Here is a 24,258-nt window from a genome sequence, read left to right as displayed (position 1 = left end):
ATTCCATGGATGCACATTTACTAACTAAAATTATTCACATGACCGCGGTGGCTGCCGCACTTATGGTTTTTGTATTACGCGCTTCGACTCTGTTTGTGGGGGTGCAAGGCGAACAACCAAATCCGACGGGACGTAAAATATTAGTTGCCTTACAACATCTATCATTTACCGTAGTTTTTATTACTGGCGCAATTTTATTGGTCATGAAAGACTTTCAGGTACAACCGTGGTTTTACGCTAAAATTATTCTATTTTTAGTCTTATTATCTTCCCTTATGAAAGCCTTTAAAAAAGATGACACTCTTTTATTAGCGCAACGTAGGGCCGGTTTAATGATTAGCGCTATCGCATTTATTGCTATTATTATTTTAGTGATTGTGAAGCCTGTTTTTGCTTAATTGTTCTACATTCTTTGCCTTTTTGCTTAAGCTCTAGGTTAAACTGCGTACAGTAAAAAAAATATGCAGAGGGAAACATGTTAACTCGTGTGGTGTTTAACCAAAAAGGCGGTGTAGGGAAATCAAGTATTACTGTAAATTTGGCCGCAATTAGTGCCAAACATGGCTTAAGGACATTGGTCATTGATCTTGATCCTCAAGCCAACTCTAGTCAGTACCTTTTAGGGGATGACGCAACTTATTCTGCTGAAAAATCAATTATAGAACCAAATATCGAAAATTTCTTTGATGATGTGTTGGGAAACAATCAACAAAAGGGTTTAATCGGTAATGCGTTAGGTTCGATTTTAAAAGCCCCGCGAAATAAAGATATTGATAGCTTTGTACACTCAACTCCCTTTGCAAAATTAGACGTGCTTCCTGCCAGCTCAACACTTGGTGCCCTTGAACATGCACTTGAAAGTAAACATAAAATTTATAAATTACGTGATTCAATTCAAAACTTAATTGGACGATATGATCGTATCTATATAGATACACCACCTGCATTTAACTTTTTTACTTTGTCAGCACTGATAGCAGCAGATAAAGTCTTAATTCCCTTCGATTGTGATGTCTTTTCAAAGCGCGCGTTACAAACATTGATTGAAAATGTTCTCGAAACGCAAGATGATCATAATGATCGCTTGGAAATTGAAGGAATTGTCGTCAACCAATTTCAAGCTCAAGCAAAATTACCTCGGGAAGTGGTTCAGCAGTTGAAAGATGAAGGGTTGCCTGTACTTAATAGCATGTTACCGCCTTCGGTTTTAATGAAAGAATCGCATCAGAAAAATTTACCTTTGGCTCATTTGGCACCAGAACATAAATTGACTCAAGCTTATGAGACATTGTTTGGTGAGATTGAACCAAAACGATAAGAGAAAAATGATGAAAGGCTTATATATTGCGCCTTTGGTGGCAGCCACTTTATTACTAGGCGCTTGTGCGACGACGGTAAAACCGACTTACGTGTCTCCGACACAATATCAATCTTTGGGCTGCCAACAGCTACAAAGTGAATATAACCGTATTCAACAATATATCGATAATGGAGTACAAACTCCGAAAAGTACCGGTATGGGTGTTGGACTTGGACTCGGTGGTGGCTGGGGACGAGGCGGTTGGGGATTCGGTCCATCCATCTCTGTAAATATGGGACAATCTTCTTCAACGAAAAACACTGAGCTTTCACGTGTGTTAGGTCAGCAAGAAGCAATAGTTCAGGCTGCTCAATTCAAAAACTGTCCGATTATTGTTCGAAAAAAGACGAATTAATAGTCAATTTCGCATCACAATATGCTAGTTAAAGCATATTGTGATGAATAAAGTTTAGCAAAATGTTTCATAATAAAATTAATATAAATCAATATATTTTAAATTTTCGAGCTTAATAACTGCTGTATTTTATATAATCAAAAGACCTCATAAACTTGCTATATTTTGCCTATATCGTTTAAGGTGGCCCCATCTTGGATGTTGTGGAAACTTTATGATTGAGAGTTGGTTTTTTGTATTGGCAATGTTGGCTGTTTTGCTCATTCCGGGGCCGACAAATGCTTTACTTGCAACCGCTGCTCATTCTCAGGGTTTATCTAAAGCATTCTGGCTTATTCCAATGGAATGGTTAGGTTATGCCTACGGGATTAGTTTTTGGGCTGTATTTATTCATTTAGCTGCTCCAATTTGGCCAGCACTGCTACTCATTTTGCATATTACGAGTGTGTTCTATGTATTCTGGCTTGCTTTTCACTTATGGAAGAACACCCATTTACAACAGTTCAGTCAAAGTCACCGTAATATTCGCCCCCGCCAATTATTCTTATCTACCTTAAAAAACCCTAAAGCTTTGTTGTTTGCAGCGGGGATCTTTCCTGCTGAAGCATGGAATTCGCCTGAAAATTTTCTCATAGTGTTTGGTGTTTTTTCATTGATCTTAATTCCGGCTGCAAGTTTCTGGATGATTTTTGGACGGGCATTGTTAACGGGTCCAATCAAAAAAATAAAAGCCGATCATTTATATAAAGGATCGGCCATGTTACTTATTTTATGTATGCTTCCAGTGGTATTCCGGTTTTTCTAAATTAATCTCAAACGTTGGTTTTTCGATTTTTTAGTTTTTCACGTATAAATGCGATGATGCCTGGTAAAACGCTAATAATAATGATGCCAAAAATAAGATGGGTAAAATTATCTTTAACGATTGGCATATTTCCAAATAAGTAGCCTAAAGTTACAAAAGAAGCGACCCAACAGAATGCGCCAATAATGTTATAAGTTAGGAAAAACTTATAGTTCATGCTACCAGCCCCCGCAACAAAAGGTGCAAAGGTACGGGCAAATGGTATGAAACGAGCAAAGATAATGGTTTTGCCGCCATGGCGAGCAAAGAATTCTTGAGTTTTAACTAAGTGCTGTTTATTAATGAATCGAGAGTTCATTTCAAACACACGTGGACCGATAAAACGTCCAATATGGTAGTTTACCGTGTCACCTAAAACAGCGGCAATGAAGAGTAGAGTGCCTAATACCCATGGATCCATCGCACCTGTAGATGCAGCTAAAGCACCTGCCGCGAATAGCAAACTATCTCCCGGTAAGAAGGGCATAACCACTAAACCGGTTTCAACAAAAATAATTAAAAATAAAATGCCATAAATCCACGTCCCGTAATTTATAATAAATTCGGCGAGATGCTGATCAACGTGTAGAATAAAATCAAGAAGTTCCATGATAAGAGCAAGTGGTAAACCGTGCTCAAATCCTAGCAGTGAGCCTATAGAAAGTCAGTATAAAACATCAAAAAAATACAAATTGATCATCTCGTTTATGCAACGATATATATGGATTTTGAGTATTTAATTATCAATGTCCCAAACCTAGAATGAGCTCATCAATAAATAAGCATTTAAATAAAGGTGGCAATATGTTTAATCCAAATGTAGTGGTCAAAAATATCGTAACGCAATCAGGCGCAGACAGTTTCATTAGCCTTGTTGCGCGTTTTCTTATCGCCTATATCTTCCTTGTTGCGGGTTGGGGAAAAATTACCGGTTATGCAGCAACTGCTGGATATATGGAAGCAATGGGGGTTCCAGCTGGAATTCTTCCTTTAGTTATCTTGGTTGAGTTCGGTGGTGGTTTAGCCTTGTTATTTGGTTTCCAAGCACGCTTTGCGGCTTTTGGGCTTGGGATCTTTAGTATTCTTACTGCTTTTTTATTCCACCAAGGTGGTGCTGATGCAGCGGCGCAATATAACAACGGTATTCACTTTATGAAAAACCTTGCAATGGCGGGCGGTTTATTCTTCTTGATGCTTCATGGTGCTGGTCGTATTAGTCTGGATCATGCAATTGAAAAATAATATTTAAGACAAAATAAAAACCGGATGATCAACTCATCCGGTTTTTTTATTTCTATGATTTGAAAATTAGAGCATGAACTGAATTTGTAATTCCCCAACAACAAAACCAAGTACAGCACCTACGGCAATCAAGGACCACTCATCTTCTTTAAATGCAGGGCGTAACATGCCTTCAAATTCAGAAGGCGTTAATTTCTGCATGCGTTCAATTAAAGTACTACGAATATTCATGGCATCTTCTGCATAAGACTCTACGTATTTCATAGTCTCTGGAAGCCGTTGCATAATGCGTTCAGCAACTTGCGATTTCATATTCTGATATTTTTCTCCGCCAATTGCATATACAACCAATGGGCGAATAACACCAGCTTGCATATCAATTTCTTGTTTTACATGACGGTTAACCAGATCAATAACACGATCAGAATGTGTACCAGAAAATAATTCTTCCATCATATGACGTGAAGTCAGAAGCTGTTTAGAAATGAGCGCAGCATAATCGGCTGCAACTTCATTTTGACGTTTGATAAATAACCCTTGCCATGTATAACCAAATATTTTTTTAGGATAAAGAGGTCTAAACATCATTTGCAGTGCAATCCAGTCACTGAAAAAACCCACAAAGCCGCCAAACATTGGAAGCATCCATGGGTATTTTCCTTGCGTGACGATCCAGCAAAACATTTGGATCACACCAATACCAAAACCGAAGAAAAATCCGACATTACTGAAAAATTTAAATTCTTGTTTGCCAACTCGTTTAAAAATGTTGTTGAGTAGGCGTTTATCTTTAAGCAAGTTGCTAATAACCAGATGTTTAATATCAAAATATCGGTTCACATCACGTTGTACTTCACCCATGATATGTTCAACAATCTCGGGTGCTTTTGATTGCACACGGCGAATCAGTCTTTGACGAGCAAACTCGGGCATGCCTTCCCATAACCCAGGCTGATATTCTTGCGCAACATCACGGGTAATATCTTCAGCTGCGGCCAGCAATGGTTTTTCTATTTCTTTAGCAATGCGTTTAGGATCTAGGCGGGCAAAAATTTCTTCAGGTTTAATGAGCTTGGCTGTCATCAGTTCAACAGCGATTGTTGCCATTTTCTCGGCTTTGCGTGGCACGATGCCTTGCCAACCTAGAAATGGTTTAATGCCTTTAAATTCAAGTGGTGAAAACATCATCTGAATGGCAATCACCTTGGTGATGTAGCCAATTAAACCACTCATAAAAGGAATAGAGATATACAACCAAAAATGTTGCTGGAAATCTGCAATCATAGTTTGAAGCATTGTTGTTCCTTGGATTTCTATTGATTTTGATAGGGGGCAACAAGCCATAAAAATGGATAATTGTTTAAGCACAGACAAATATCGCTTATGGTATTTACCTTTCCATGGTAATGCCTGTTTTATGGGTCATCTTAACATCAAATTCATGGTGATGCTGCATAGAATGTGATGAATTTATCAATACCTGTGAAGTTTTTAAGATTAACTCAGATTATTGATAAATATAAGTAAATATTGATTTCTATCACAGAATCTAGCTATAGAAATGATTCAGAAATGAAAAAAATAAGATATATGATGATTTGCGGTGCGCCGAAGCGTGAAAAATGTTAAAATGGCGCGCTTAATTCTTTTGCCATTTAGTGGTTTGTCATGACTACCAATACTCAAATTACTGAAGATCGTATCCTGATTCTGGATTTCGGCTCTCAATATAGCCAGCTCATTGCACGTCGTGTACGTGAAGCTGGTGTTTACTCTGAAATGTATGCTTTTGATATGTCTGAAGAAGACATTCGCGCTTTTAAGCCAAATGGCATTATTTTGTCAGGTGGACCTGAGAGTGTGCATGAAGAAGGCAGCCCACGTGCACCGCAAGTGGTGTTTGAGTTGGGTGTTCCAGTATTGGGTATTTGCTATGGTTTGCAAACCATGTCTGAACAGTTAGGCGGTAAAGTTGAGCCGGGTACTGTACATGAGTTTGGTTATGCCGAAGTTGATATCGTTAAACGCGACCAATTGATTGGCAACCTACAAGACCGTGAAGACCAACTTCATGTCTGGATGAGCCATGGCGACAAAGTGAGCCAGATTCCAGAAGGTTTTAGCATTACTGCAAGCACGCCAAGTTGTCCAGTTGCTGCTGTAAGTGACGAAACACGCCGTTTCTATGGTGTGCAATTCCACCCAGAAGTAACGCACACGGCAAAAGGTGAAGAATTACTTGCAAATTTTGTTCATAAAATTTGTGGATGTGGTGGCCTTTGGACACCTGAACACATCATTGACTTACGTGTAGAACAGTTACGTAAGCAAATTGGTGATGAAAAAGTTCTTTTAGGTCTTTCTGGTGGTGTTGACTCATCTGTAGTTGCTGCGCTTTTACACAAAGCGATTGGTGACCAGTTGACATGTGTATTTGTTGATAACGGTTTACTTCGTTTAAACGAAGGCGACCAAGTAATGCAAATGTTTGCTGAAAACATGGGTATCCGTGTAATTCGTGCAGATGCTGAAGAGCGTTTCTTAACTGCATTAGCTGGTGAAGTTGATCCAGAGAAAAAACGTAAAATCATTGGTCGTGAGTTTATTGAAGTTTTTGCTGAAGAAGCACGTAAACTTGATGGCGTGAAATTCTTGGCACAAGGTACGATTTACCCAGACGTGATCGAATCTGCTGCAAGCAAACAAGGTAAAGCACACGTTATTAAATCTCACCATAATGTGGGTGGCTTACCAGAAGATTTAGAATTTGAATTGGTTGAACCTTTACGTGACTTGTTTAAAGATGAAGTACGTAAATTAGGTACAACACTTGGCTTGCCACACAGCATGATTTACCGTCACCCATTCCCAGGACCAGGTTTAGGTGTTCGTATTTTAGGTGAAGTGAAAAAAGAATATGCAGATATTCTTCGTCTTGCTGATGACATCTTTATGCAAGAGCTTCGCGACAGCGGTTGGTATGACAAAACAGCTCAAGCATTTGCTGTGTTCCAACCTGTTAAATCCGTTGGTGTAGTAGGTGATGGTCGTCGTTATGCATGGGTTATTGCACTTCGTGCAGTTGAAACAGTTGACTTTATGACAGCTCGTTTTGCACATTTACCATACGAATTGGTTGATAAAATCTCAACGCGTATTATGAATGAAATTAAAGATGTATCACGTGTTGTATACGACGTGTCATCTAAGCCGCCAGCAACAATTGAATGGGAGTAAATTTGGGCTTTCTAAAAGCGGTAGCTTTTAGCCAAATTTACGCCAAAGGCTATGCCTGCGGCAGTATGGGATTTCAAGAAGCAGCCTTCTTGCCTGAATTGCGACATGAACGAACTTAAAACATTGTTTTAAGTGAAGTGCAAGATGCCTACGGCAGTGTGGTATTTCTAGAATGGATTAATAAAAAGCCGACTTGGAAAAGTCGGCTTTTTGCTGTTTTATAATGAAGTGAAAGTTTTAAATATTTGATTTTTTTGCTAAAGACGTTAACTTCATTTCTCATAAGCCGTGTTATGTTAATTTTAGACAAATTAATAACCGGTTCTTTATAAATGGATTTAAAAACGTTTGAATTATTAGCTCGATACAACGTTTGGTCTACTCAAAAATTAAATCAGGTTTTGAGGAATGTTTCTAATGATGACTTCAATGCTGATTGTGGACTTTATTTCAAAAGTATCGCTGGAACTTTAAATCATTTACTTGTTGGCGAACACTATCTTTGGTTTCCTCGTTTTTTAGCTAAACCTTCACCGATATTAAAGCTAAATACCATCATAGAGAATGATAAAGACAAGTTGATCTTTCAGTTAGAGGATAAGGCTTGTAATTGGATAAATTTTTTAAAATGTGTTGATATTGAAAAATTTAAATACGATCTACAGTACAAAACATCTACTGGTAAAGAGATGAGCCTGCCATATGCCGAAACACTATTACATGTTTTTAATCATGGAACTCATCACAGAGGGCAAGTCACAGCAGCTCTAACCTCAATGGGATATGATTGTCCTGAGCTTGATTTGGTATATATGCTAATCGAAGAAAATCATCACATTTAACTTATATTTATCTGAATTTAAAATTATTATTTTTTAGATAGTCATATATTTATCAGGTCTTTGAAAAACACAAAGGCGGTATTCGAAATAATTTGGTTGTTTTGTAAACATATTTGTTAGGTATTGCTAGTAAAAGAGTGCATAAGCACTCTTTTTTATTACTTAACTTTTAAAGGTTTAAAATTAATATTAATAAATATCAAAGTAATAGATTTAAGCTGTTAGTTTTTCTTGATAAAAGATATATTAAGATATATCTTAATAGTCATAAATTAAACATATTAGAGAAACTTTAAAGATGGGACAGCAATCAGAACATCATCATGATGAACACCACGAACATCATCGCGGCCACCACCGTTCGGGGCGTCGTGGGAGGCTTTTTGAAGCGGGTAGAATGAAACTTTTGGTGCTTCATCTCATTCAGCAAAGCCCAAAGCATGGCTATGAAATTATTAAAGAAATAAGTGACTTGGTAGGCGATGGCTATACCCCGAGTGCAGGTACCATTTACCCAACTTTAACTAGTCTGGAAGAAATGAATTTCATTACTTTGTTAGACGTAGAACGTAAGCAATATCAAATCACAGAGTTGGGTAAAGCTTACTTAACCGAACAACAAGACAAGCTGACTGAGCTACTAGAAAAATTACGACTTAGACGTGAAATTCACAGTAATGATGAATTAATTGAAATTCACCGTGCGATGGAAAACCTAAAAACAGCGTTACGTTTGAAGTTGAACTCGGCGAGTCTACAGCAAGAGCAGATTTATCAAATTGCCGAAAAAATTGATCAAGCTGCGGTTGCGATTGGGCGATTATAAGTTGGAAATAGAAATGTTAGAGCTACAGCATAAAATCAAAGAAACGGGCCTAAAAGTCACTCATCCAAGACTTGCTGTTTTGTCTTTAATTCAACAGCAAGCAGAAGATCTAACTGTCAAACAGATTTACCAAAAGTTATATGCCCAAAAACAGAAATTAAGTTTAGCCACAGTTTATCGGGTAGTGAACGACTTGGCGGGAGCGGGTTTAATTTCAAATCGTCAGCCACAACGAGATGAAGCTAAATTTAACTTACCAACAGTCGAGAATAATCAATTATTGCAAATTCGCTGTACAGATCTAACAGCCGCTAAACAAGAGCAATTTTTAGCATCTTTACAGTCAGTATTTACACAATTTCAAATCGATCTTAAACAGGTCGAAATCATCCAAAGTCATTAAATTTCTAATAGAGAATTTATATATGAAACAACATCAATATCATGTCACTGTACAACATTTAAAGAATGCAAAAGGAGAGGCCTCTACATATACTGAGCGTCTTGAGTTCTATACGGGTAATCATGACGATATCTTTGAAATTGTCGAACGCTTAAAAAAAGCAAATTTTTTTGATGATGAAACTACAAAATCCTTTGGAGTTGGGTTAAAACTTTTTAGCGAAGTTATGTTAGAAAATCGCGACCATCCGCTATTTCAAGAGTTTTTCCCGCAATTTGGTCAATTCATGAAGAACCTAAAACAGCTTGTTAAAGATCAATCATCTTAAACATGTTTTATGCAGCCTTGATTTTTCTATAATTAAAAATGGATTGTCTCATTCATAACACCCTGTGTATTACTAAAAGACTATATTGAATAATGAGTGTATTGTTAAGATCAGTACAACAACTCATTGCAAAAGCATAGGTAAAAGAGAGTAATATCATGAGCAATAATAATGATTACGATATTTCTGATTCAAACGATTGCGAAAAATTTGCCAATCAGTTTATTCAGGAATTTCCAATTCGCTCTGCTGAAATTGGACAGGGGACAGTGATTAAGCGGGCTTTGCCTAGCAGACAAAAGCGAATGATTGGTGCGTGGTGTTTTCTAGATCATGCAGGCCCTGTGTCTTTTCCTGCGGGTGATGGTTTAGATGTTGGCCCTCATCCTCATATTGGTTTGCAAACCTTCACTTGGATGATTGAAGGGACTATGATGCATACCGATAGTTTAGGTTCAAAACAACTGATTCGTCCTAAGCAAGTTAACTTGATGACGGCGGGTCATGGCATTTCTCATACAGAAGTTGCACCTGATACTGAAACTCAAATGCACGCTGCTCAGCTCTGGATTGCTTTGCCTGACCATAAGCGCAATATGGATCCGAAATTTGAACATTATCCTGAGTTGCCTGTTGTTGAAAAGGACGGTCTAGAATTTACCGTTCTTGTGGGTGAATATTTGGCAACTACTTCTCCAGTAGTGGTACATACGCCTTTAGTGGGTGTTGACTTAATTGCTACCGAAGATACGAAAACCCGTATTCCATTAAATCCTAATTATGAATATGGTTTTATGGCATTAGAAGGTATTGCCCATGTGAATGGCCATGAGTTAACTGCTGATAACATGGTTGTTTTGGATATTGGACTGAGTGAAATTGAGATTGAAGTAAAAAAAGGCAATCGTGTTCTTTTAATTGGTGGTGAACCGTTTGAAACGCCAATTTTGCTCTGGTGGAATTTTGTTGCACGTACAAGGGATGATTTAAAAGAAGCCCGCGAGCAATGGATTAGTCATGATGCGCGGTTTGGTGAAATCCCAGATTATGTTGGTGCACGTTTAGAAGCCCCTGTTCTTCCAGATCAAATGAGAGCATCAAAATGACAGCAGTAATCGCAAGTAGTAAAGCAAAGCCCCTTGCCGAGCAATGGAAGGGTGAAATTACCAGTGGTCGCCATCAATATTTTTGTGATGAGCCTGAAAAGCTAGAAGGGCAAGATCAAGGCCCAGCGCCTTATGATTTGCTTACTGGAAGTTTGGCAGCTTGCACGCTTATCACTTTAAGAATGTATGCGAAGCACAAAGGTTATGATTTTGGTGAGTTCTCGGTTGAAATTGATTTTCATACCAATAGAGAGCATGAAGAACATATTGAACGTCGTATTGTTTTTAAAGACTTACCAGATGAAGAACTTCAGCAAAAAATCTTAACGGTATGTGGTAAAACACCAGTCACTAAAACTTTGTTACGTAGTTTAGACATTCATACTGTGCTTGTTACAGTGTAAAAATGCTATTTTGTTGAGGTGGATGATTTTATATCCATCCCACAAATGGAATAAAACAGCATGTTCATATGCTGTTTTTTATGTAAAAAGAAAAATAAAAGCAGGCAATAACATGATTAGTTTACACCACCTGGAATGTTCGCGATCGTTTCGAATTTTATGGGCTTTAGAAGAATTAGGCTTAGATTATGATATTCATTATTATCAGCGCCTACCTAACTATTCCGCTCCAGAAACATTGAAATGTATTCATCCTTTGGGTAAGGCTCCAATTCTGACAGATGATGAGCAAGTCATCGCAGAATCTGCTGTGATCTTGGAATATCTACAGCAACGTTATGATCAGAATCAACAATTTAAACCTACGCAAGCTCAAAATTTACAGCAGTATATTTATTGGATGCACTATGCAGAAGGCTCACTCATGCCACTCTTAGTCATGACTTTGGTCATGAATAGTGTAAATAAGCATGTGCCGTGGTTAATTCAACCAGTAGCAAAAAAAATCACGGAAGGGGTGAAGGCAAATTTTGTCCGCCCACGTATGAAAGATCATATTAGTTTTTTAGAAAACTATTTGGCAGAGCATGAATATTTTGCAGGCGACTTTTCATTTGCAGATATTCAAATGAGTTTCCCTCTAGAAGCTTTGCAATCACGTTTGCAAGGGAAATACCCTAATATTCAGGCTTTTTTACATCGTATTCGGCGAAGGGTAGCGTTTCAAAAAGCGAAAAAAAAGGGAATGGGTTCTAATGAAAGGAATTGTGCTGATATTTAAAAGAAAAGGAACAAATATTTGTTCCTTTTTTATTTATATTTTACTTGCGTTTGATCACGATAGAGTCAATGCCGCTGTGTTGTAAAGTCTGTTGAGCAGCCAATGCAGCGTCTTGAGTGTCATAAGGTCCAGAAATAACACGGTACCATATTTGCCCATTTTCAGTACTCTTAACTACATCTGCAGATAAGCCATTTAAAATGATTTCTGCACGGCGAGCATCAGCTTGATCTGGGTCATTATAGCTGCGAACCTGTAAAATATAAGTAGGTTGCTGAGGAGCGGTGGCTGATGGATTCGTATCAATTCCTGCACTTTCTGAAGCAGCTGGTTGAGTTGCACTTGGTGCCTCAACAATCATGGCTGTGCCTTGATTTTTGCTTTCAGGAATCGCTTGTTCCGGAATAGGAGTTACTTGCTGTTGGGGTAATAGATCGTAGAAACGATAGTCTTTATTGGTATCTTCTTCTTGATAGTGTTCAGAGGTAATCTGATTTTTTGCCGGAACAGGTTGCCAAGGTTTCCAAAGCATAAGCATTACAGCGATACATAAGACCGCCAAAATAGCGACAAGTGTCCCTAACCATTTGGGAATTAGGGGCTTTTTAGGCTTGTTAGGTCTTTCAGATACACCGCGTTGCGTTTTGCCAAACACGTGGATTATTCCTCTGTATTTTGATTGTTTTAATTCGAGTTTGATTCTCGTATTACGATGCTAAAAACAGTGGCTTGTATAAGCTATTTTAACTCTACAAACCACTGCTTACTATATGTTGCATGACCTTTATTTTACTGCCATGCAATATAATTTTTACATAGAGTCTGGTGCAGATACACCAAGTAATTCTAAACCATTATGCAACACTTGTTGTACATTGATTGAAAGCAATAAACGTGCTTGTGTAAGCTCAGCATCATCGCCTAATACTTTATGTTCATTGTACCAAGCGTGGAACAAGGCAGCTAATTCTTTTAAGTAGTTACCCACCTGATGTGGTTCATACGCATTTGCAGCACGCAACACTGCATCTGGATAAGCTGCCAGTTTAGCAAGAATCTCAGTTTCAGCATCAAGAGATAGGCGAGTAGCATGTGTACGTGCAGCATTTACATCGAATTGTAAGCCTGTGCTTAACGCTTTTTCTAACATACGGCAAATACGTGCATGTGCATATTGAATGTAATACACAGCATTGTCTTTACTTTGTGACACAGCAAGGTCAAGGTCGAAGTCAATGTGTTGTTCACTCTTACGCATCACATAGTAGAAACGAGCCGCGTCGTTACCCACTTCTTTACGCAAGTCACGTAAAGTCACGAACTGACCTGAACGAGATGACATTTGAACCATCTCGCCACCACGCCATAAACTTACAAACTGAACCAAAAGCACAGTCAATTTTTTAGAGTCGTAACCCATTGCATCAATTGCCGCTTTTACGCGAGAAATATAGCCATGGTGATCAGAACCCCAGATATCAATCAGGTCGGTATAACCACGTTGTAATTTATTTAAGTGGTAAGCAATATCTGATGCAAAGTAGGTGGTTTGGCCATTACGACGCTTAACAACGCGGTCTTTTTCATCGCCAAATTCAGTCGATTTAAACCAGATGTTGCCATCTTTTTCATAAAGGAAGCCACGTTGATCAAGTGTTTCTAAGGCTTCATCAATTTTTGCGCTAAGTGATGCTTCACTAAACCATTGGTTGAACGTTACACCAAAGTCAGCAAGGTCATCTTTAATATCATCTAAAATGGCATGAAGAGCAGCTTGATGGAATACGCGGTAGCCTTCACCTAGTAATTGTTGAGAGTTGGCAATAAGACCATCAATATGTTTTTCTTTGTCGCCAGATAAAACGACTTTATTGCCGTCGCTATCTAGTTCTTCAGCATACTGTACATCTTCTGGCACATCTTTATAGACATCAGCCACTTCACGAAGATATGCGTCGCCATCTTTATCAATAATAGTCTGTGCTATTTCTTTAACGTAATCGCCTTGATAAGCATTTTTTGGAAATACAAGGTTTTGACCTAGTAATTCTAAATAACGTAAATAAGTAGAAGTCGCCAAAATATCCATTTGACGGCCAGCATCATTCACATAGTATTCGCGGTCAACTTTAGCACCTGTTGCTTCAAGTAATTTGGCAACAGTCATACCATATGCAGCACCACGACCATGTCCTACATGTAGACTAGACGTTGGGTTTGCAGAAACGAATTCTACTTGGATCTTTTTCGCTGCGTTTGCCTGACTGCGACCAAAAATTTCTTTTTGTGCTTGAATCTGGTCAAGAATAGCAAAGCGCTGATCTGCATTTAAAAAGAAGTTAATAAAACCAGGCCCTGCAATTTCAGCTTTGCTGATATCTACAACTTCTGGTAATGCAGCTAGAACTTTCTCAGCTAAATCACGTGGTTTCATACCAGCAGCTTTCGAGCCGATCATGGCAATATTAGAAGCAAAGTCGCCATGGCTTCGGTCTTTGGTGCGTGTTAAGTTGCTTGTGTTATTCCAGTCGGAAGGAAGCACCCCTTCTTGTTGAAGAGTTTGCACTGCATGGTCGAGAGCTGCTTGTATTGCCGTATTCATATCAATCGAAAATAGATGTCGCAGAAAAACGTCAAATATAGCAAATTTCCTATGAGTTAGGGGAGTGGATTTGATATTCCAGTAATTCTTTTTGTGCAATTTACTGAGGATTATTTTTTAAATGAATGTTGCAGGGTGAATCACTTCACTATTCTAAAAACAAACAAATACAAGCCTTCTAAGAAGTTTTAAAAAGTAGATTAGCTTTTAATCTCACCATTATTTATTATAAAAATGGCTATGTAAGTAAAAATATATATTAAAAGCTTTTTAAATTAGATAAATAAAAGAATTTTTAAAAATATAAAATTATTAAAGTGTTGATATTTATTAATTATTTTTAAACATGTTTTAACTAAATAGTCTTCAATTTTAACATCACGGTTTAAAATATCTATTTTGAACGAATTAGGCTTAAGCTTATACGCACAAAGAGTTTTAGAGACCATACAAAACGTGTTTTTCTCTACTCTAAGCTGGAAAATGAGATAGGCAATGATATCAGGACACCCAAGTAAACATCCCCTTTATATCCCATATGCAGGTTTTACACTTTTAGAGTTACCACTTTTAAATAAAGGTTCGGCTTTCACTGAAGAAGAAAGAAGTAACTTTAACTTACACGGTTTACTCCCCCATATTATTGAAACTATTGAAGAGCAAAGCCAGCGCTCTTATCAGCAATATTGCGCTTTCACTGATGATATCAATCGACATATCTATTTGCGTAATATCCAAGATACCAACGAAACCTTGTTCTATCATTTAATCGAAAATCATCTCGAAGAAATGATGCCGATTATTTACACCCCAACCGTAGGTGAGGCATGTCAGCGTTTCTCTGATATCTATCGTCGTCACCGCGGTATCTTCATTTCATATCCAGATCGCGATGTGATTGATGATATTTTGCAAAACGTAAATAAAAACAATGTAAAAGTTATCGTCATTACAGATGGTGAGCGTATTTTAGGTCTTGGTGATCAAGGTATTGGCGGAATGGGAATCCCGATTGGGAAACTTTCGCTTTACACAGCTTGTGGTGGTATTAGCCCGGCTTATACATTGCCAATTACAATTGATGTTGGTACGAATAATCCACAATTGTTAAATGATCCAATCTATATGGGGTGGCGTCAGCCGCGTATTAGTGGCGATGAATATTACGCATTTGTAGATATGGTGATTGAAGCTGTGAAGCGTCGTTGGCCAAAAGCATTAATTCAGTTTGAAGATTTCGCACAAAAAAATGCAATGCCACTGTTAGAAAAATATCGCGATAAAATTTGCTGTTTTAACGATGATATTCAAGGAACAGCAGCGGTATCTGTCGGTAGCCTCATTGCAGCGAGTCGTGCAGCGGGCAAGCAATTAAAAGATCAAAAAATTGCTTTCTTAGGTGCGGGTTCGGCAGGTTGTGGTATTGCAGAACAAATTGTTGCACAAATGATTGCAGAAGGTTTAACCGATGCAGAAGCGCGTGCTCGCGTTTATATGGTAGACCGTTTTGGTTTGATCACTGAGAATCAACCAAACTTGCTAGACTTCCAGCGTAAGTTAGCACAAAAAGCTGAGGTGGTTGATCAGTGGGGCAATATCGAAGAAGTCATTTCACTACTCGATGTTGTTAAAAATGCTAAGCCTACAGTGTTAATTGGTGTTTCTGGACAGCCTGGCTTGTTTACAGAAGAAATTATTAGGACTTTGGCAGCAAATTGTGAACGACCAATTGTAATGCCATTATCTAATCCGACTTCACGTGTTGAAGCTGTACCTGCTGATATTGTGGAGTGGACTGAAGGTAAAGCATTAATTGCAACAGGTAGTCCGTTTGCTCCTGTGAATCATCACGGCAAACTTTACAATATTTCTCAGTGTAATAACTCGTACATTTTCCCAGGCATTGGTTTAGGTGTGGTGGCATCGGGTGCTAAGCGTGTTACAGAAAATATGTTAATGGCATCAAGTAGTGCTTTAGCAAATTGCTCTCCATTACTTAAAGATCCACAAGCTGATTTATTGCCGCCGTTGGGTGAAATTCAACAAGTGTCTAGAGTTATTGCGTTCGAAGTTGCAAAAGCTGCTATGGCTGATGGTGTCGCTGTAACAATTAGTGATGATTTGTTGAAACAAAAAATTGATCAGTCATTCTGGAAACCTGAATACCGTAAATATAAGCGTATTCCTTTCTAAGAATGAGAATATAAAAAGAGGAGCTTAAGCTCCTCTTTTTTATTTTAGTCTTCTAGAATTTCTTCTAGCAACTCTTCACTAGGTGCAAAATAATAAGCACCATCAAGTGGGGTCACGAAATGCAATAAACGGTCGTGAATACCATCTCCACTTGTACCGAACATACGCTTTAACATGGCATCAATAATAGTGAGATCTTTCGTGTAGGCAATAAAAAATAGGCCTTGATCACCTCGACCATCTCCATAAGGTAGGCTATGACGTAGAATTTCCATTTCTTCGCCTTCATCATCTTCAACAACAGTACGGGCAACATGGGCGTTTTCTGGTTTAACGTCATCATCTAATTCAATAGATTCAAGTTTGGTGCGCCCCATAACATTTTCTTGCGCATCAACTTTCAATTTTTTCCACTTTTCTAAATCATGGGCATAGCGCTGCGCGAAAATGAAGCTGCCATCTGCAAATACTCCAGTGCTTTCTGGTAAGAGCGCTGTTTCAGCTCGGTCATCTGGAAATTGAGGGTTTTCGGTTCCGTCTATGAAGCCGGTCATATCTCGGCCATCGAAATAACGGAAGCATACACGCTCATCAAGAACCTCAACTTTATCTTGAATACCTTCAAAAAATGCTTGGCTCAATGCAAAACAAATATCAGAGCGCATGCTGGCAATATGAATGAGAACATCTGCTGGCACGACTGGCATATTGAATGCGCCTTGTTCAGGCTCTAGCTGTTTAAAGCCTATAGGAGTTTGCGAATATAGCTGTTCCCATAATTCAGGACCAAAAGCGACTGCTGTTTTAATTTGAGCATCTGAATGTTGGGTAATAAGGCGGTCACGTGCTTCAAATAAAGCATTAAGTTGGTTTTTTAATTCATCAATAGTTAAGTCTTTTAAACGAAGAACAATAAAGCGTGCATGGTCTGATGGCAACGGCAAAATGACAGATTGAGCACTCATTGGAAGGAATCTCCTCGATTATAATTTGATATGAGTTTTAATTATTGTGCCTGATGCGCAGAGCTGTTAGTAGTCTATTTCTTGATTTTATTGTTTGAATTCTCACCAAGATAGTTTTATAAAACAGTATAATTCCACTTTTATAGTCTATTTTTCACTATGTCTCTGCAAGTTTGGTTCGCTTATATGTTGGCCTGTTGGGTAATTAGTATCTCACCAGGTGCGGGAGCAATTGCTTCAATGTCGAGTGGTTTAAACTATGGCTTTAGACACGGTTATTGGAATGCAATCGGTTTACAAATTGCTTTGCTACTTCAAATTATGGTGGTGGCAGCGGGTGTTGGGGTTTTATTTGCAACGACACCTTTGGCTTTTCAGTTTGTGAAATGGTTTGGTGTGATTTACTTGTTATATCTTGCTTATTTACAATGGACAGCACCTATAAAAGATATAGAAATTCAACAAGAAAAAAGAGATAAATCTGTATTTGCGCTATTGCTAAATGGCTTTGTGGTCAATATTAGTAATCCCAAAGCGATTGTATTTCTATTGGCTGTGCTGCCGCAGTTTTTAGATTTGAGTAAGCCTCAATGGATACAGTACCTGATTATGGCTATAACTATGATTAGTATTGATTTGGTTGTCATGGCTGGATATACAGGACTGGCATCAAAGGTTCTAAGATTACTTCGTTCCCCTAAACAGCAAAAATATTTGAATAGGGGGTTTGCTGTTATGTTTAGCTGTGCGGCTTTATTATTAAGTACAGTTCATCAGGCGTCCTAATTCAGGCCGCCTGTGTTTGATTTTTTAGCTTTTGAGTTATAAAAATAATGGCAAAAGTTAACGCCATACATAAAACAATACTCAAGCCTGTAGAGATATTCAGTGCTGCGCTTGACCATAAGCCGACACTAACCCCAAGCTGGGCTAATACAAAAGCCCAAATAACCATTTGCTTTGGTGAGTTTGCTAGTAAGCGAGCGCTTAAAGCAGGTATTACGAGTAATGCACCCATAAGTAAAGAACCTACAGCACGCAAAGCTAAGACAGTAAATAAAGCCAATAAAAGCATGAAAATAAGACGTTGCCAGTTCGCACTAACACCTTCACTGACTGCAATGTCTGGATCAATTGCAAACTGAATTTGAGGTTGCCAAAAGCGGTAAAGAATTACGAGTGATATCGCTATTACTAAAGTGAAAACAGGTAAGTCAGGCCAATCAATACTGAGTAAATCACCAAATAAGTAACTTAACAGCTCTGGTCTTAAACTTGGAACATGTTGAATAAACAATAAACCACTACACAGTAATGTCGCTGAACATAAGGCTAAGAGAGCATCATTGGGTAAGCGATTGTCATGGAGCGCCCATAAAATTGCGACTAATAAAATGGCAGTGCCTGCAACACCAAGCCAAAGAGGAAGACTTAAAGCACCTGCGATAGCGACCCCAAGTAGGGTGCCGTGTGCCATGGTGTCAGCGAAAAAAGACATTCGTCTCCAAAGCATTAGACAACCAAGAGGCGCGGTCAAAAACACCAGCAGAGTTCCCATAATCCATGCGGGCAACAATAATTGTAACCATTCCATCATGGCTTAAGCTTCCGGTTCTGGGTGGATGTGAGGGCGGTCATTATGAGGGCAGGGGTGTGCAGCATCACCGTGAGCACAGTGATCATGATGATGTTGATAGAAAACCCGTTGAGTTCCAAATATAGCCTGATATTCAGGATGTTGTTGAATGTTCTCGGGTAGTCCACTACAGCAAATATGTTTATTTAAACACACTACACGGTGTGTTCCTTCCATCACCCATTGTAAGTCATGGGAAACAATTAAAATTGCACAGTTATATCGTTCCGGCAAACTGCGGACATACTCATAAAGTTCAGCCTCAGACTGAATATCTAAGCCTTGCATCGGTTCATCAAGAACTAAAATATCTGGCTGGCGAAGTAGTGCTCGTGCTAGTAGTACCCGCTGACGCTCCCCACCGGAAAGTTGTTGTACTTTTGATTGTTGTAATTTGGAAATACCTGTGTCTTGAATAATTTCCTGACGCAGGGCAGGGTTGCATTTTTCTAAATCAAGTAAATCCTGAACGCGCAAAGGTAAGCTATGTGAAGGATTGAACTTTTGTGGCACATAAGCCATTTTAAGTTTTTTATGATGGATAATTCGGCCACTACTCGGCTGGAGAATACCGAGTAAAACTTTAATAAGTGTTGATTTACCTGCACCATTGGGACCAATCAAAGACACAATTTCATTTTGATGTAGAGCAAAATCAACTTTTTTTAAAATATCCCGATTATCGCGATGAACAGAAACCTGCTCAAGCTGAATTAATACAGGATTTAAGGAGTTGTGCGGCACTGTTGGCATTTCCCCGAAATTTCAATAATGCTGTGTTGAGCCACGAACTCATCTGACGCTGCAAGTTGGTCCAGCTGGTGAGTTAAGCCTTGAGAAGAGGCTTCTTTAACCATGTGGCATTCGGTACAAATCAAGAATGCTGCTTGATGGCCTTCTCGAGGGTGGCAACAGGGAATATAGGCATTAATAGAAGTTAGGCGATGGATCAAACCTTTTTCTAATAAAAAATCTAAAGTTCTATATACAGTTGGAGGAGCAGCCGGGCGATCGGTTTGACTTTTTATACGTGCGAGTAAGTCATATGCACCCATTGGACCCGAAGCATTTAAAATGAGTTCCAAAACTTCTTTGCGCAAAGGCGTAAGTCGTGCGCCAGTCGCAGAACATAAATTTTCTGCTTCAGCTAAACGGTTTGCGACATTATGGTGATCATGCACACCATGCAAAGAATCATGATGTTCATGCGAGCAGGAACTCATAGAAATAACCTCGAATTTTTAACGGAATATTAGCATGAAGCGATGCTTCATTCGATTAATCTTAGGTATTTTTGTAACTTTGTTATATTATAACATGCTTCGAGCTAATTTAAATTGATGGTCTAGCATGTTCCGTTTTTTTGTTTTCAGTATGTTCTCGCTTTTGAGTACGTTAGGGTGGAGTCAGGGTTTGGTGGTTTCTACACACCCGATTTATCTGATTGCAAAAGAAATCACTCAGGGTGTTGAAGAACCTCAGCTTTTGCTTAAAGGTCAGACAGGTCATGACGTACAGTTGACTCCGGCTCACCGTAAAGCAATTAATGATGCATCTTTAGTGATCTGGTTGGGTAAGGCTCATGAAGCACCTCTAAATAAATTGTTAGGTAATAATAAAAAAGCGATTGCCTTATTAGATAGTGGCATAGTTTCTGTTTTACCCCTGCGTAGTACACGCGGCGTGGCTTTACCTAATACAGTAGACACCCATGTGTGGTTAGAACCAAACAATGCAGTTCGAATCGGTTTCTTTATCGCTGCTTTACGTTCTCAGCAGCATCCTGAAAATAAGGCTAAATATTGGAATAATGCCAATATGTTTGCCCGTAAGATGTTTCAGGCTGCACAAGTTTACGATAGTACAAGTAATGGTAAGCCATATTGGTCATATCATGATGCCTATCAATATTTAGAGCGCTCGTTAAACTTAAAGTTCGCAGGTGCTTTGACAGATGATCCGCATGTTGCACCAACAGCAGCTCAAATTAAGTATCTTAATGATAATCGACCGAAAAATCAGATGTGTTTGCTCGCAGAAAGTTTTACTACTAAAAGTCAGTATCAAAAATTAGGTAACATTACTTTTCAACCAGTAGACGAGAGCATGAATAACGAGGATGATTTCGTCACTGCATGGAAGAAACTGGCTATAAAAACAGATAAATGTGTATTAAGTACGCAAAAGTAAGATAAAAAATAAACAAAGGCTGACTGTAGCGTCAGCACCACCGGTCATGAAAAACCCCGACTAAAGTCGGGAAAAGATTGCATGTTCAGGGGTGTAACTCTATAATGCCTGCGATTAAAAGCGATCATCAGCTAAACTTGTCAAGCATTTATGCTGTGAGTGGATAAATAATGAGCCGAACTAGTCGCTTGATTGACCGACGATTAGCAAAAGCTTTGGTCTTCTTACAAGCATGTATGATCCCTGTTTCCGCCCTCGTGGCGTGGAGCATAAAAGACATGACAGCAGCATTAAGTGCGGCACTTGGTGCACTGGTTTGCTGGCTTGCTATGAGTTATTTCTCGTGGCAATCCTTCAGAACAGCAGGTGCGAGAGCATCAAAACAAGTGCTGTCTAACATGTATAGGGGCATGTTAGGCAAATTTGCAATCATGATCGTTGGATTTATTTTGATTTTGAGCAATGTTAAACCTTTATCACCGTTAGCATTGCTGTTTGGTTTTATTCTCGTTCAGGCAATGTCGTGGGTCGCTCCATTTTGGGTGTCACGTCTAGAAAAACGGGTGTAGAAACAAGAAGAATTGAAGATTTTTTGGAGGGTGGCGAGATATCGACAGTACGCCGATGTTCGTAACCCTTCTTTTTAGTAATTGACATTGACCAGGTGTGATTTATGGCTGCTGAAGAACATGCCCTCACTTCGACAGAGTATATCAAGCATCACTTGACCAATATGACCTATGGCAAAATGCCAGACGGTACATGGAAATTGGCTGAGACTGCTGAAGAAGCTCATTCGATGGGGTTCACTGCAATTCACTTGGATTCAATGGGTTGGTCAATTGGCCTTGGTGTGATTTTCTGTTTGATGTTCTGGATCGTTGCGAAAGCTGCAAATGCAGGTGTTCCAACTAAATTCCAGTCAGCAATCGAAATGATCATTGAGTTTGTTGACTCAAGTGTCCGTGATACTTTTCATGGCAAATCACGTTTAATCGCTCCGCTTGCACTCACTATTTTCGTGTGGATTTTCCTCATGAACTTAATGGACTTGTTCCCAGTTGACTGGATTCCTCAAGTTGCAGCGTTTGTAGGTGCAAACGTATTTGGTATGGACCCTCACCACGTTTACTTCAAGATCGTTCCATCTACAGATCCAAACATTACTTTAGGTATGTCTTTATCTGTATTTGTACTTATCTTGTTCTACAGCATCCGTGAAAAGGGTGTTGGCGGTTTCGTTGGCGAGTTGGCACTTAACCCATTTAACCCAAGTAATCCAGTTGCAAAAGCGTTGCTTATTCCAGTGAACTTGATTTTGGAATTGGTAACATTCCTTGCTCGTCCGATTTCATTAGCTCTCCGACTATTCGGTAACATGTATGCCGGTGAGTTGATCTTTATCCTAATTGCTTTATTGCCGTTTTGGATTCAATGGGCGTTGTCTGTGCCTTGGGCGATCTTCCACATTCTTGTAATCACGTTGCAGGCATTCATCTTTATGATGCTTACCATCGTTTACTTGAGCATGGCAAGCGAAAAACATTAATGGTATTGCCTAACTATCAAACGATGGTTGGGCTGAATTTTTTTAATTTAATTTGGTAATAACCTAACCTCTGAGGAATTTTTCATGGAACTCACTTTAGGTCTAGTTGCAATTGCATCTGCTATCTTGATCGCTTTCGGTGCTTTAGGTACTGCGATTGGTTTTGGTCTTTTGGGTGGTCGCTTTCTAGAAGCTGTTGCTCGTCAACCAGAATTGGCTCCACAACTTCAAACTCGTATGTTCTTAATCGCGGGTCTTCTTGATGCTGTGCCTATGATCGGTGTTGGTATTGGCTTGTTCTTCATCTTCGCTAATCCATTTGTAGGTTAATCATCTTAATTCCTAAATCCACTATTTGAGGAATTGCAATGAATATCAACCTCACATTGATTGGTCAAGCGATTGCGTTTGCATTCTTTGTTGCATTCTGCATGAAGTTTGTTTGGCCACCACTAATCAATGCGATTAGTGAGCGTCAGCGTAAAATTGCTGATGGCTTAAATGCAGCAGAAAAAGCGAAAGCTGAGCTTGCCGATGCACAATCGCAAGTAAAGCAAGAGCTTGATGCAGCTAAAGCACAAGCGGCTCAATTGATCGAACAAGCGAACCGTCGTGCAGCACAATTGATCGAAGAATCTCGTACTCAAGCTGCGGCTGAAGGTGAGCGTATTCGTCAACAGGCTAAAGAAGCTGTTGATCAAGAAATCAATTCTGCTCGCGAAGAATTACGTCAACAAGTAGCTGCTTTGGCAGTAACTGGCGCAGAAAAAATCCTGAACCAGCAAGTTGACGCAGAAGCTCATAACGCCATGCTGTCTCAGCTGGCTGCTAAACTTTAAGAGAGGCGAATCATGGCTGAACTCTTGACGTTGGCACGTCCGTATGCCAAAGCAGCATTTGCTTATGCTTCTGAGCAAGGTGCAACAGACAATTGGTCGAATGCGTTACAAGTGCTCAGTGCTGCGGTGCAAGACGAAGCATTTTCCGCTTATTTAAATCGCCCTGAACTTACTCCTGTGGAGCAAGTGAAGCTTTTTGCTAAAGTTTTAGGTGAAGATCAGTCTCAAGCAGTGTCTAACTTTTTGACACTTCTTGCAGATAACGATCGTTTAATGTTGTTACCTGAAATTGAAGCAGAATATGAACAGCTTAAATCACAGAATAACAACAATGTGGATGTCGTGATTGAATCGGCTTTCCCATTAACTGCTGAACAAGAGCAATTGTTGAAATCTGCTTTAGAAAAGCGTTTTAACAGTACTGTAACTGTTTCAGTTGAAGTTAAACCTGAGCTTATTGCAGGTGTTGTGATTCGTGCAGGCGATCAAGTGATAGATGATTCTGCGCTTAACAAGCTTGAAAAAATGCGTACTCGTCTTCTTGCATAATGCAAAT

The 24,258-nt window shown here is 39.1% G+C and carries 29 protein-coding genes; 21 read left to right on the top strand and 8 right to left on the bottom strand.

Going from position 1 to position 24,258, the window contains the following annotated elements; genetic code table 11:
• Window positions 1–5 precede the first annotated feature (5 nt).
• The 4 genes from F936_RS16640 (at window position 6) to F936_RS16625 (ending at window position 2,520) form a co-directional block, all read left to right on the top strand.
• Window positions 6–398, top strand: a complete 393-nt coding sequence (locus F936_RS16640) for a SirB2 family protein (RefSeq protein WP_005037496.1) — start codon at window positions 6–8, stop codon at window positions 396–398.
• Window positions 399–475: 77 nt separating this feature from the next.
• A complete protein-coding gene (locus F936_RS16635; RefSeq protein ID WP_005049075.1) occupies window positions 476–1,318 on the top strand; it encodes a ParA family protein in 843 nt (280 codons plus the stop codon).
• A gap of 10 nt (window positions 1,319–1,328) precedes the next feature.
• Window positions 1,329–1,715: a hypothetical protein gene (locus F936_RS16630; protein WP_004795328.1), complete on the top strand. Its 387-nt coding sequence runs from the start codon at window positions 1,329–1,331 to the stop codon at window positions 1,713–1,715.
• A 214-nt stretch (window positions 1,716–1,929) separates the two neighbouring features.
• On the top strand, window positions 1,930–2,520 hold the full coding sequence (locus F936_RS16625) for a LysE family translocator (RefSeq protein ID WP_004640507.1): 591 nt from the start codon (window positions 1,930–1,932) through the stop codon (window positions 2,518–2,520).
• A gap of 7 nt (window positions 2,521–2,527) precedes the next feature.
• On the opposite strand, the gene F936_RS16620 is transcribed toward F936_RS16625, so the two are convergent.
• A complete protein-coding gene (locus tag F936_RS16620; protein WP_004640509.1) occupies window positions 2,528–3,169 on the bottom strand; it encodes a DedA family protein in 642 nt (213 codons plus the stop codon).
• Window positions 3,170–3,363: 194 nt separating this feature from the next.
• On the opposite strand from F936_RS16620, the gene F936_RS16615 reads away from it, so the two are divergent.
• On the top strand, window positions 3,364–3,801 hold the full coding sequence (locus tag F936_RS16615) for a DoxX family protein (RefSeq protein WP_005049072.1): 438 nt from the start codon (window positions 3,364–3,366) through the stop codon (window positions 3,799–3,801).
• 66 nt (window positions 3,802–3,867) lie between these two features.
• Here the strand turns inward: F936_RS16615 and F936_RS16610 are convergent, their stop codons facing one another.
• Window positions 3,868–5,085, bottom strand: a complete 1,218-nt coding sequence (locus F936_RS16610) for a DUF445 domain-containing protein (RefSeq protein ID WP_171061279.1) — start codon at window positions 5,083–5,085, stop codon at window positions 3,868–3,870.
• Window positions 5,086–5,469: 384 nt separating this feature from the next.
• On the opposite strand from F936_RS16610, the gene guaA reads away from it, so the two are divergent.
• The 8 genes from guaA to F936_RS16570 all read left to right on the top strand — a co-directional run bounded on the left by guaA (window position 5,470) and on the right by F936_RS16570 (window position 11,728).
• Complete coding sequence (gene guaA, locus F936_RS16605) at window positions 5,470–7,038, top strand: glutamine-hydrolyzing GMP synthase (protein ID WP_005049067.1); 1,569 nt, start codon at window positions 5,470–5,472, stop codon at window positions 7,036–7,038.
• 332 nt (window positions 7,039–7,370) lie between these two features.
• Entirely contained in the window at window positions 7,371–7,880 is a 510-nt protein-coding gene (locus F936_RS16600; RefSeq protein ID WP_003655584.1) for a DinB family protein, read from the top strand.
• A gap of 298 nt (window positions 7,881–8,178) precedes the next feature.
• On the top strand, window positions 8,179–8,706 hold the full coding sequence (locus F936_RS16595; protein ID WP_005049064.1) for a PadR family transcriptional regulator: 528 nt from the start codon (window positions 8,179–8,181) through the stop codon (window positions 8,704–8,706).
• 13 nt (window positions 8,707–8,719) lie between these two features.
• Window positions 8,720–9,109: a transcriptional repressor gene (locus tag F936_RS16590; RefSeq protein WP_005049063.1), complete on the top strand. Its 390-nt coding sequence runs from the start codon at window positions 8,720–8,722 to the stop codon at window positions 9,107–9,109.
• Between the two features lie 22 nt (window positions 9,110–9,131).
• Window positions 9,132–9,437, top strand: coding sequence for a DUF3861 domain-containing protein (locus F936_RS16585; protein ID WP_003655579.1), 306 nt, complete (start codon window positions 9,132–9,134; stop codon window positions 9,435–9,437).
• Window positions 9,438–9,595: 158 nt separating this feature from the next.
• On the top strand, window positions 9,596–10,543 hold the full coding sequence (locus tag F936_RS16580; RefSeq protein ID WP_005049060.1) for a pirin family protein: 948 nt from the start codon (window positions 9,596–9,598) through the stop codon (window positions 10,541–10,543).
• The gene (locus F936_RS16575; protein WP_005049058.1) at window positions 10,540–10,947 is read left to right on the top strand and encodes an OsmC family protein; all 408 of its coding nucleotides are present in this window, start codon (window positions 10,540–10,542) and stop codon (window positions 10,945–10,947) included. The genes F936_RS16580 and F936_RS16575 overlap by 4 nt, the downstream gene beginning before the upstream one ends.
• Before the next feature lie 112 nt (window positions 10,948–11,059).
• The gene (locus F936_RS16570; protein ID WP_003655573.1) at window positions 11,060–11,728 is read left to right on the top strand and encodes a glutathione S-transferase; all 669 of its coding nucleotides are present in this window, start codon (window positions 11,060–11,062) and stop codon (window positions 11,726–11,728) included.
• Between the two features lie 40 nt (window positions 11,729–11,768).
• Here the strand turns inward: F936_RS16570 and F936_RS16565 are convergent, their stop codons facing one another.
• Complete coding sequence (locus F936_RS16565; protein WP_003655571.1) at window positions 11,769–12,383, bottom strand: SPOR domain-containing protein; 615 nt, start codon at window positions 12,381–12,383, stop codon at window positions 11,769–11,771.
• A gap of 156 nt (window positions 12,384–12,539) precedes the next feature.
• Complete coding sequence (gene argS, locus F936_RS16560; RefSeq protein WP_004640529.1) at window positions 12,540–14,330, bottom strand: arginine--tRNA ligase; 1,791 nt, start codon at window positions 14,328–14,330, stop codon at window positions 12,540–12,542.
• A 495-nt stretch (window positions 14,331–14,825) separates the two neighbouring features.
• Here argS and F936_RS16555 point away from each other — a divergent pair, with 495 nt between their 5' ends.
• Window positions 14,826–16,523, top strand: a complete 1,698-nt coding sequence (locus F936_RS16555) for an NAD-dependent malic enzyme (protein WP_005049054.1) — start codon at window positions 14,826–14,828, stop codon at window positions 16,521–16,523.
• Window positions 16,524–16,567: 44 nt separating this feature from the next.
• Here the strand turns inward: F936_RS16555 and F936_RS16550 are convergent, their stop codons facing one another.
• Window positions 16,568–17,488, bottom strand: coding sequence for a Dyp-type peroxidase (locus F936_RS16550; protein WP_005049051.1), 921 nt, complete (start codon window positions 17,486–17,488; stop codon window positions 16,568–16,570).
• A gap of 159 nt (window positions 17,489–17,647) precedes the next feature.
• Here F936_RS16550 and F936_RS16545 point away from each other — a divergent pair, with 159 nt between their 5' ends.
• On the top strand, window positions 17,648–18,274 hold the full coding sequence (locus F936_RS16545; protein ID WP_005049049.1) for a LysE family transporter: 627 nt from the start codon (window positions 17,648–17,650) through the stop codon (window positions 18,272–18,274).
• Window position 18,275: 1 nt separating this feature from the next.
• On the opposite strand, the gene znuB is transcribed toward F936_RS16545, so the two are convergent.
• Genes znuB through F936_RS16530 form a run of 3 tightly spaced genes read right to left on the bottom strand, consistent with a single transcriptional unit; the run spans window position 18,276 to window position 20,347 of the window.
• The gene (znuB, locus tag F936_RS16540) at window positions 18,276–19,085 is read right to left on the bottom strand and encodes a zinc ABC transporter permease subunit ZnuB (protein ID WP_005049046.1); all 810 of its coding nucleotides are present in this window, start codon (window positions 19,083–19,085) and stop codon (window positions 18,276–18,278) included.
• A 3-nt stretch (window positions 19,086–19,088) separates the two neighbouring features.
• Window positions 19,089–19,877 carry a zinc ABC transporter ATP-binding protein ZnuC gene (gene znuC / locus F936_RS16535; RefSeq protein WP_016802044.1) on the bottom strand — a complete coding sequence of 263 codons (789 nt, stop codon included), beginning with the start codon at window positions 19,875–19,877 and terminating at the stop codon, window positions 19,089–19,091.
• On the bottom strand, window positions 19,850–20,347 hold the full coding sequence (locus F936_RS16530; protein WP_003655556.1) for a transcriptional repressor: 498 nt from the start codon (window positions 20,345–20,347) through the stop codon (window positions 19,850–19,852). The genes znuC and F936_RS16530 overlap by 28 nt, the downstream gene beginning before the upstream one ends.
• 127 nt (window positions 20,348–20,474) lie before the next feature.
• Here F936_RS16530 and F936_RS16525 point away from each other — a divergent pair, with 127 nt between their 5' ends.
• The 6 genes from F936_RS16525 to F936_RS16500 all read left to right on the top strand — a co-directional run bounded on the left by F936_RS16525 (window position 20,475) and on the right by F936_RS16500 (window position 24,251).
• Window positions 20,475–21,314 (top strand): metal ABC transporter solute-binding protein, Zn/Mn family, encoded by an 840-nt coding sequence (locus F936_RS16525; protein ID WP_005037453.1) that lies wholly within the window; start codon window positions 20,475–20,477, stop codon window positions 21,312–21,314.
• Window positions 21,315–21,484: 170 nt separating this feature from the next.
• Window positions 21,485–21,883, top strand: coding sequence for an ATP synthase subunit I (locus tag F936_RS16520; protein WP_003655545.1), 399 nt, complete (start codon window positions 21,485–21,487; stop codon window positions 21,881–21,883).
• Between the two features lie 104 nt (window positions 21,884–21,987).
• Window positions 21,988–22,863 carry a F0F1 ATP synthase subunit A gene (gene atpB, locus F936_RS16515; protein WP_003655543.1) on the top strand — a complete coding sequence of 292 codons (876 nt, stop codon included), beginning with the start codon at window positions 21,988–21,990 and terminating at the stop codon, window positions 22,861–22,863.
• 84 nt (window positions 22,864–22,947) lie between these two features.
• Window positions 22,948–23,193: a F0F1 ATP synthase subunit C gene (gene atpE, locus F936_RS16510; RefSeq protein WP_000424060.1), complete on the top strand. Its 246-nt coding sequence runs from the start codon at window positions 22,948–22,950 to the stop codon at window positions 23,191–23,193.
• A gap of 38 nt (window positions 23,194–23,231) precedes the next feature.
• A complete protein-coding gene (locus tag F936_RS16505; RefSeq protein ID WP_003655537.1) occupies window positions 23,232–23,702 on the top strand; it encodes a F0F1 ATP synthase subunit B in 471 nt (156 codons plus the stop codon).
• A gap of 12 nt (window positions 23,703–23,714) precedes the next feature.
• Window positions 23,715–24,251 carry a F0F1 ATP synthase subunit delta gene (locus F936_RS16500; protein WP_003655534.1) on the top strand — a complete coding sequence of 179 codons (537 nt, stop codon included), beginning with the start codon at window positions 23,715–23,717 and terminating at the stop codon, window positions 24,249–24,251.
• Window positions 24,252–24,258: the final 7 nt, after the last annotated feature.

The sequence above is a fragment of the Acinetobacter calcoaceticus DSM 30006 = CIP 81.8 genome, assembly GCF_000368965.1.
Taxonomy (GTDB): Bacteria; Pseudomonadota; Gammaproteobacteria; order Pseudomonadales; family Moraxellaceae; genus Acinetobacter; species Acinetobacter calcoaceticus.
The sequence above is the reverse complement of the archived record's forward strand: the minus strand, read 5'-3'. Positions and strand labels throughout refer to the sequence as shown.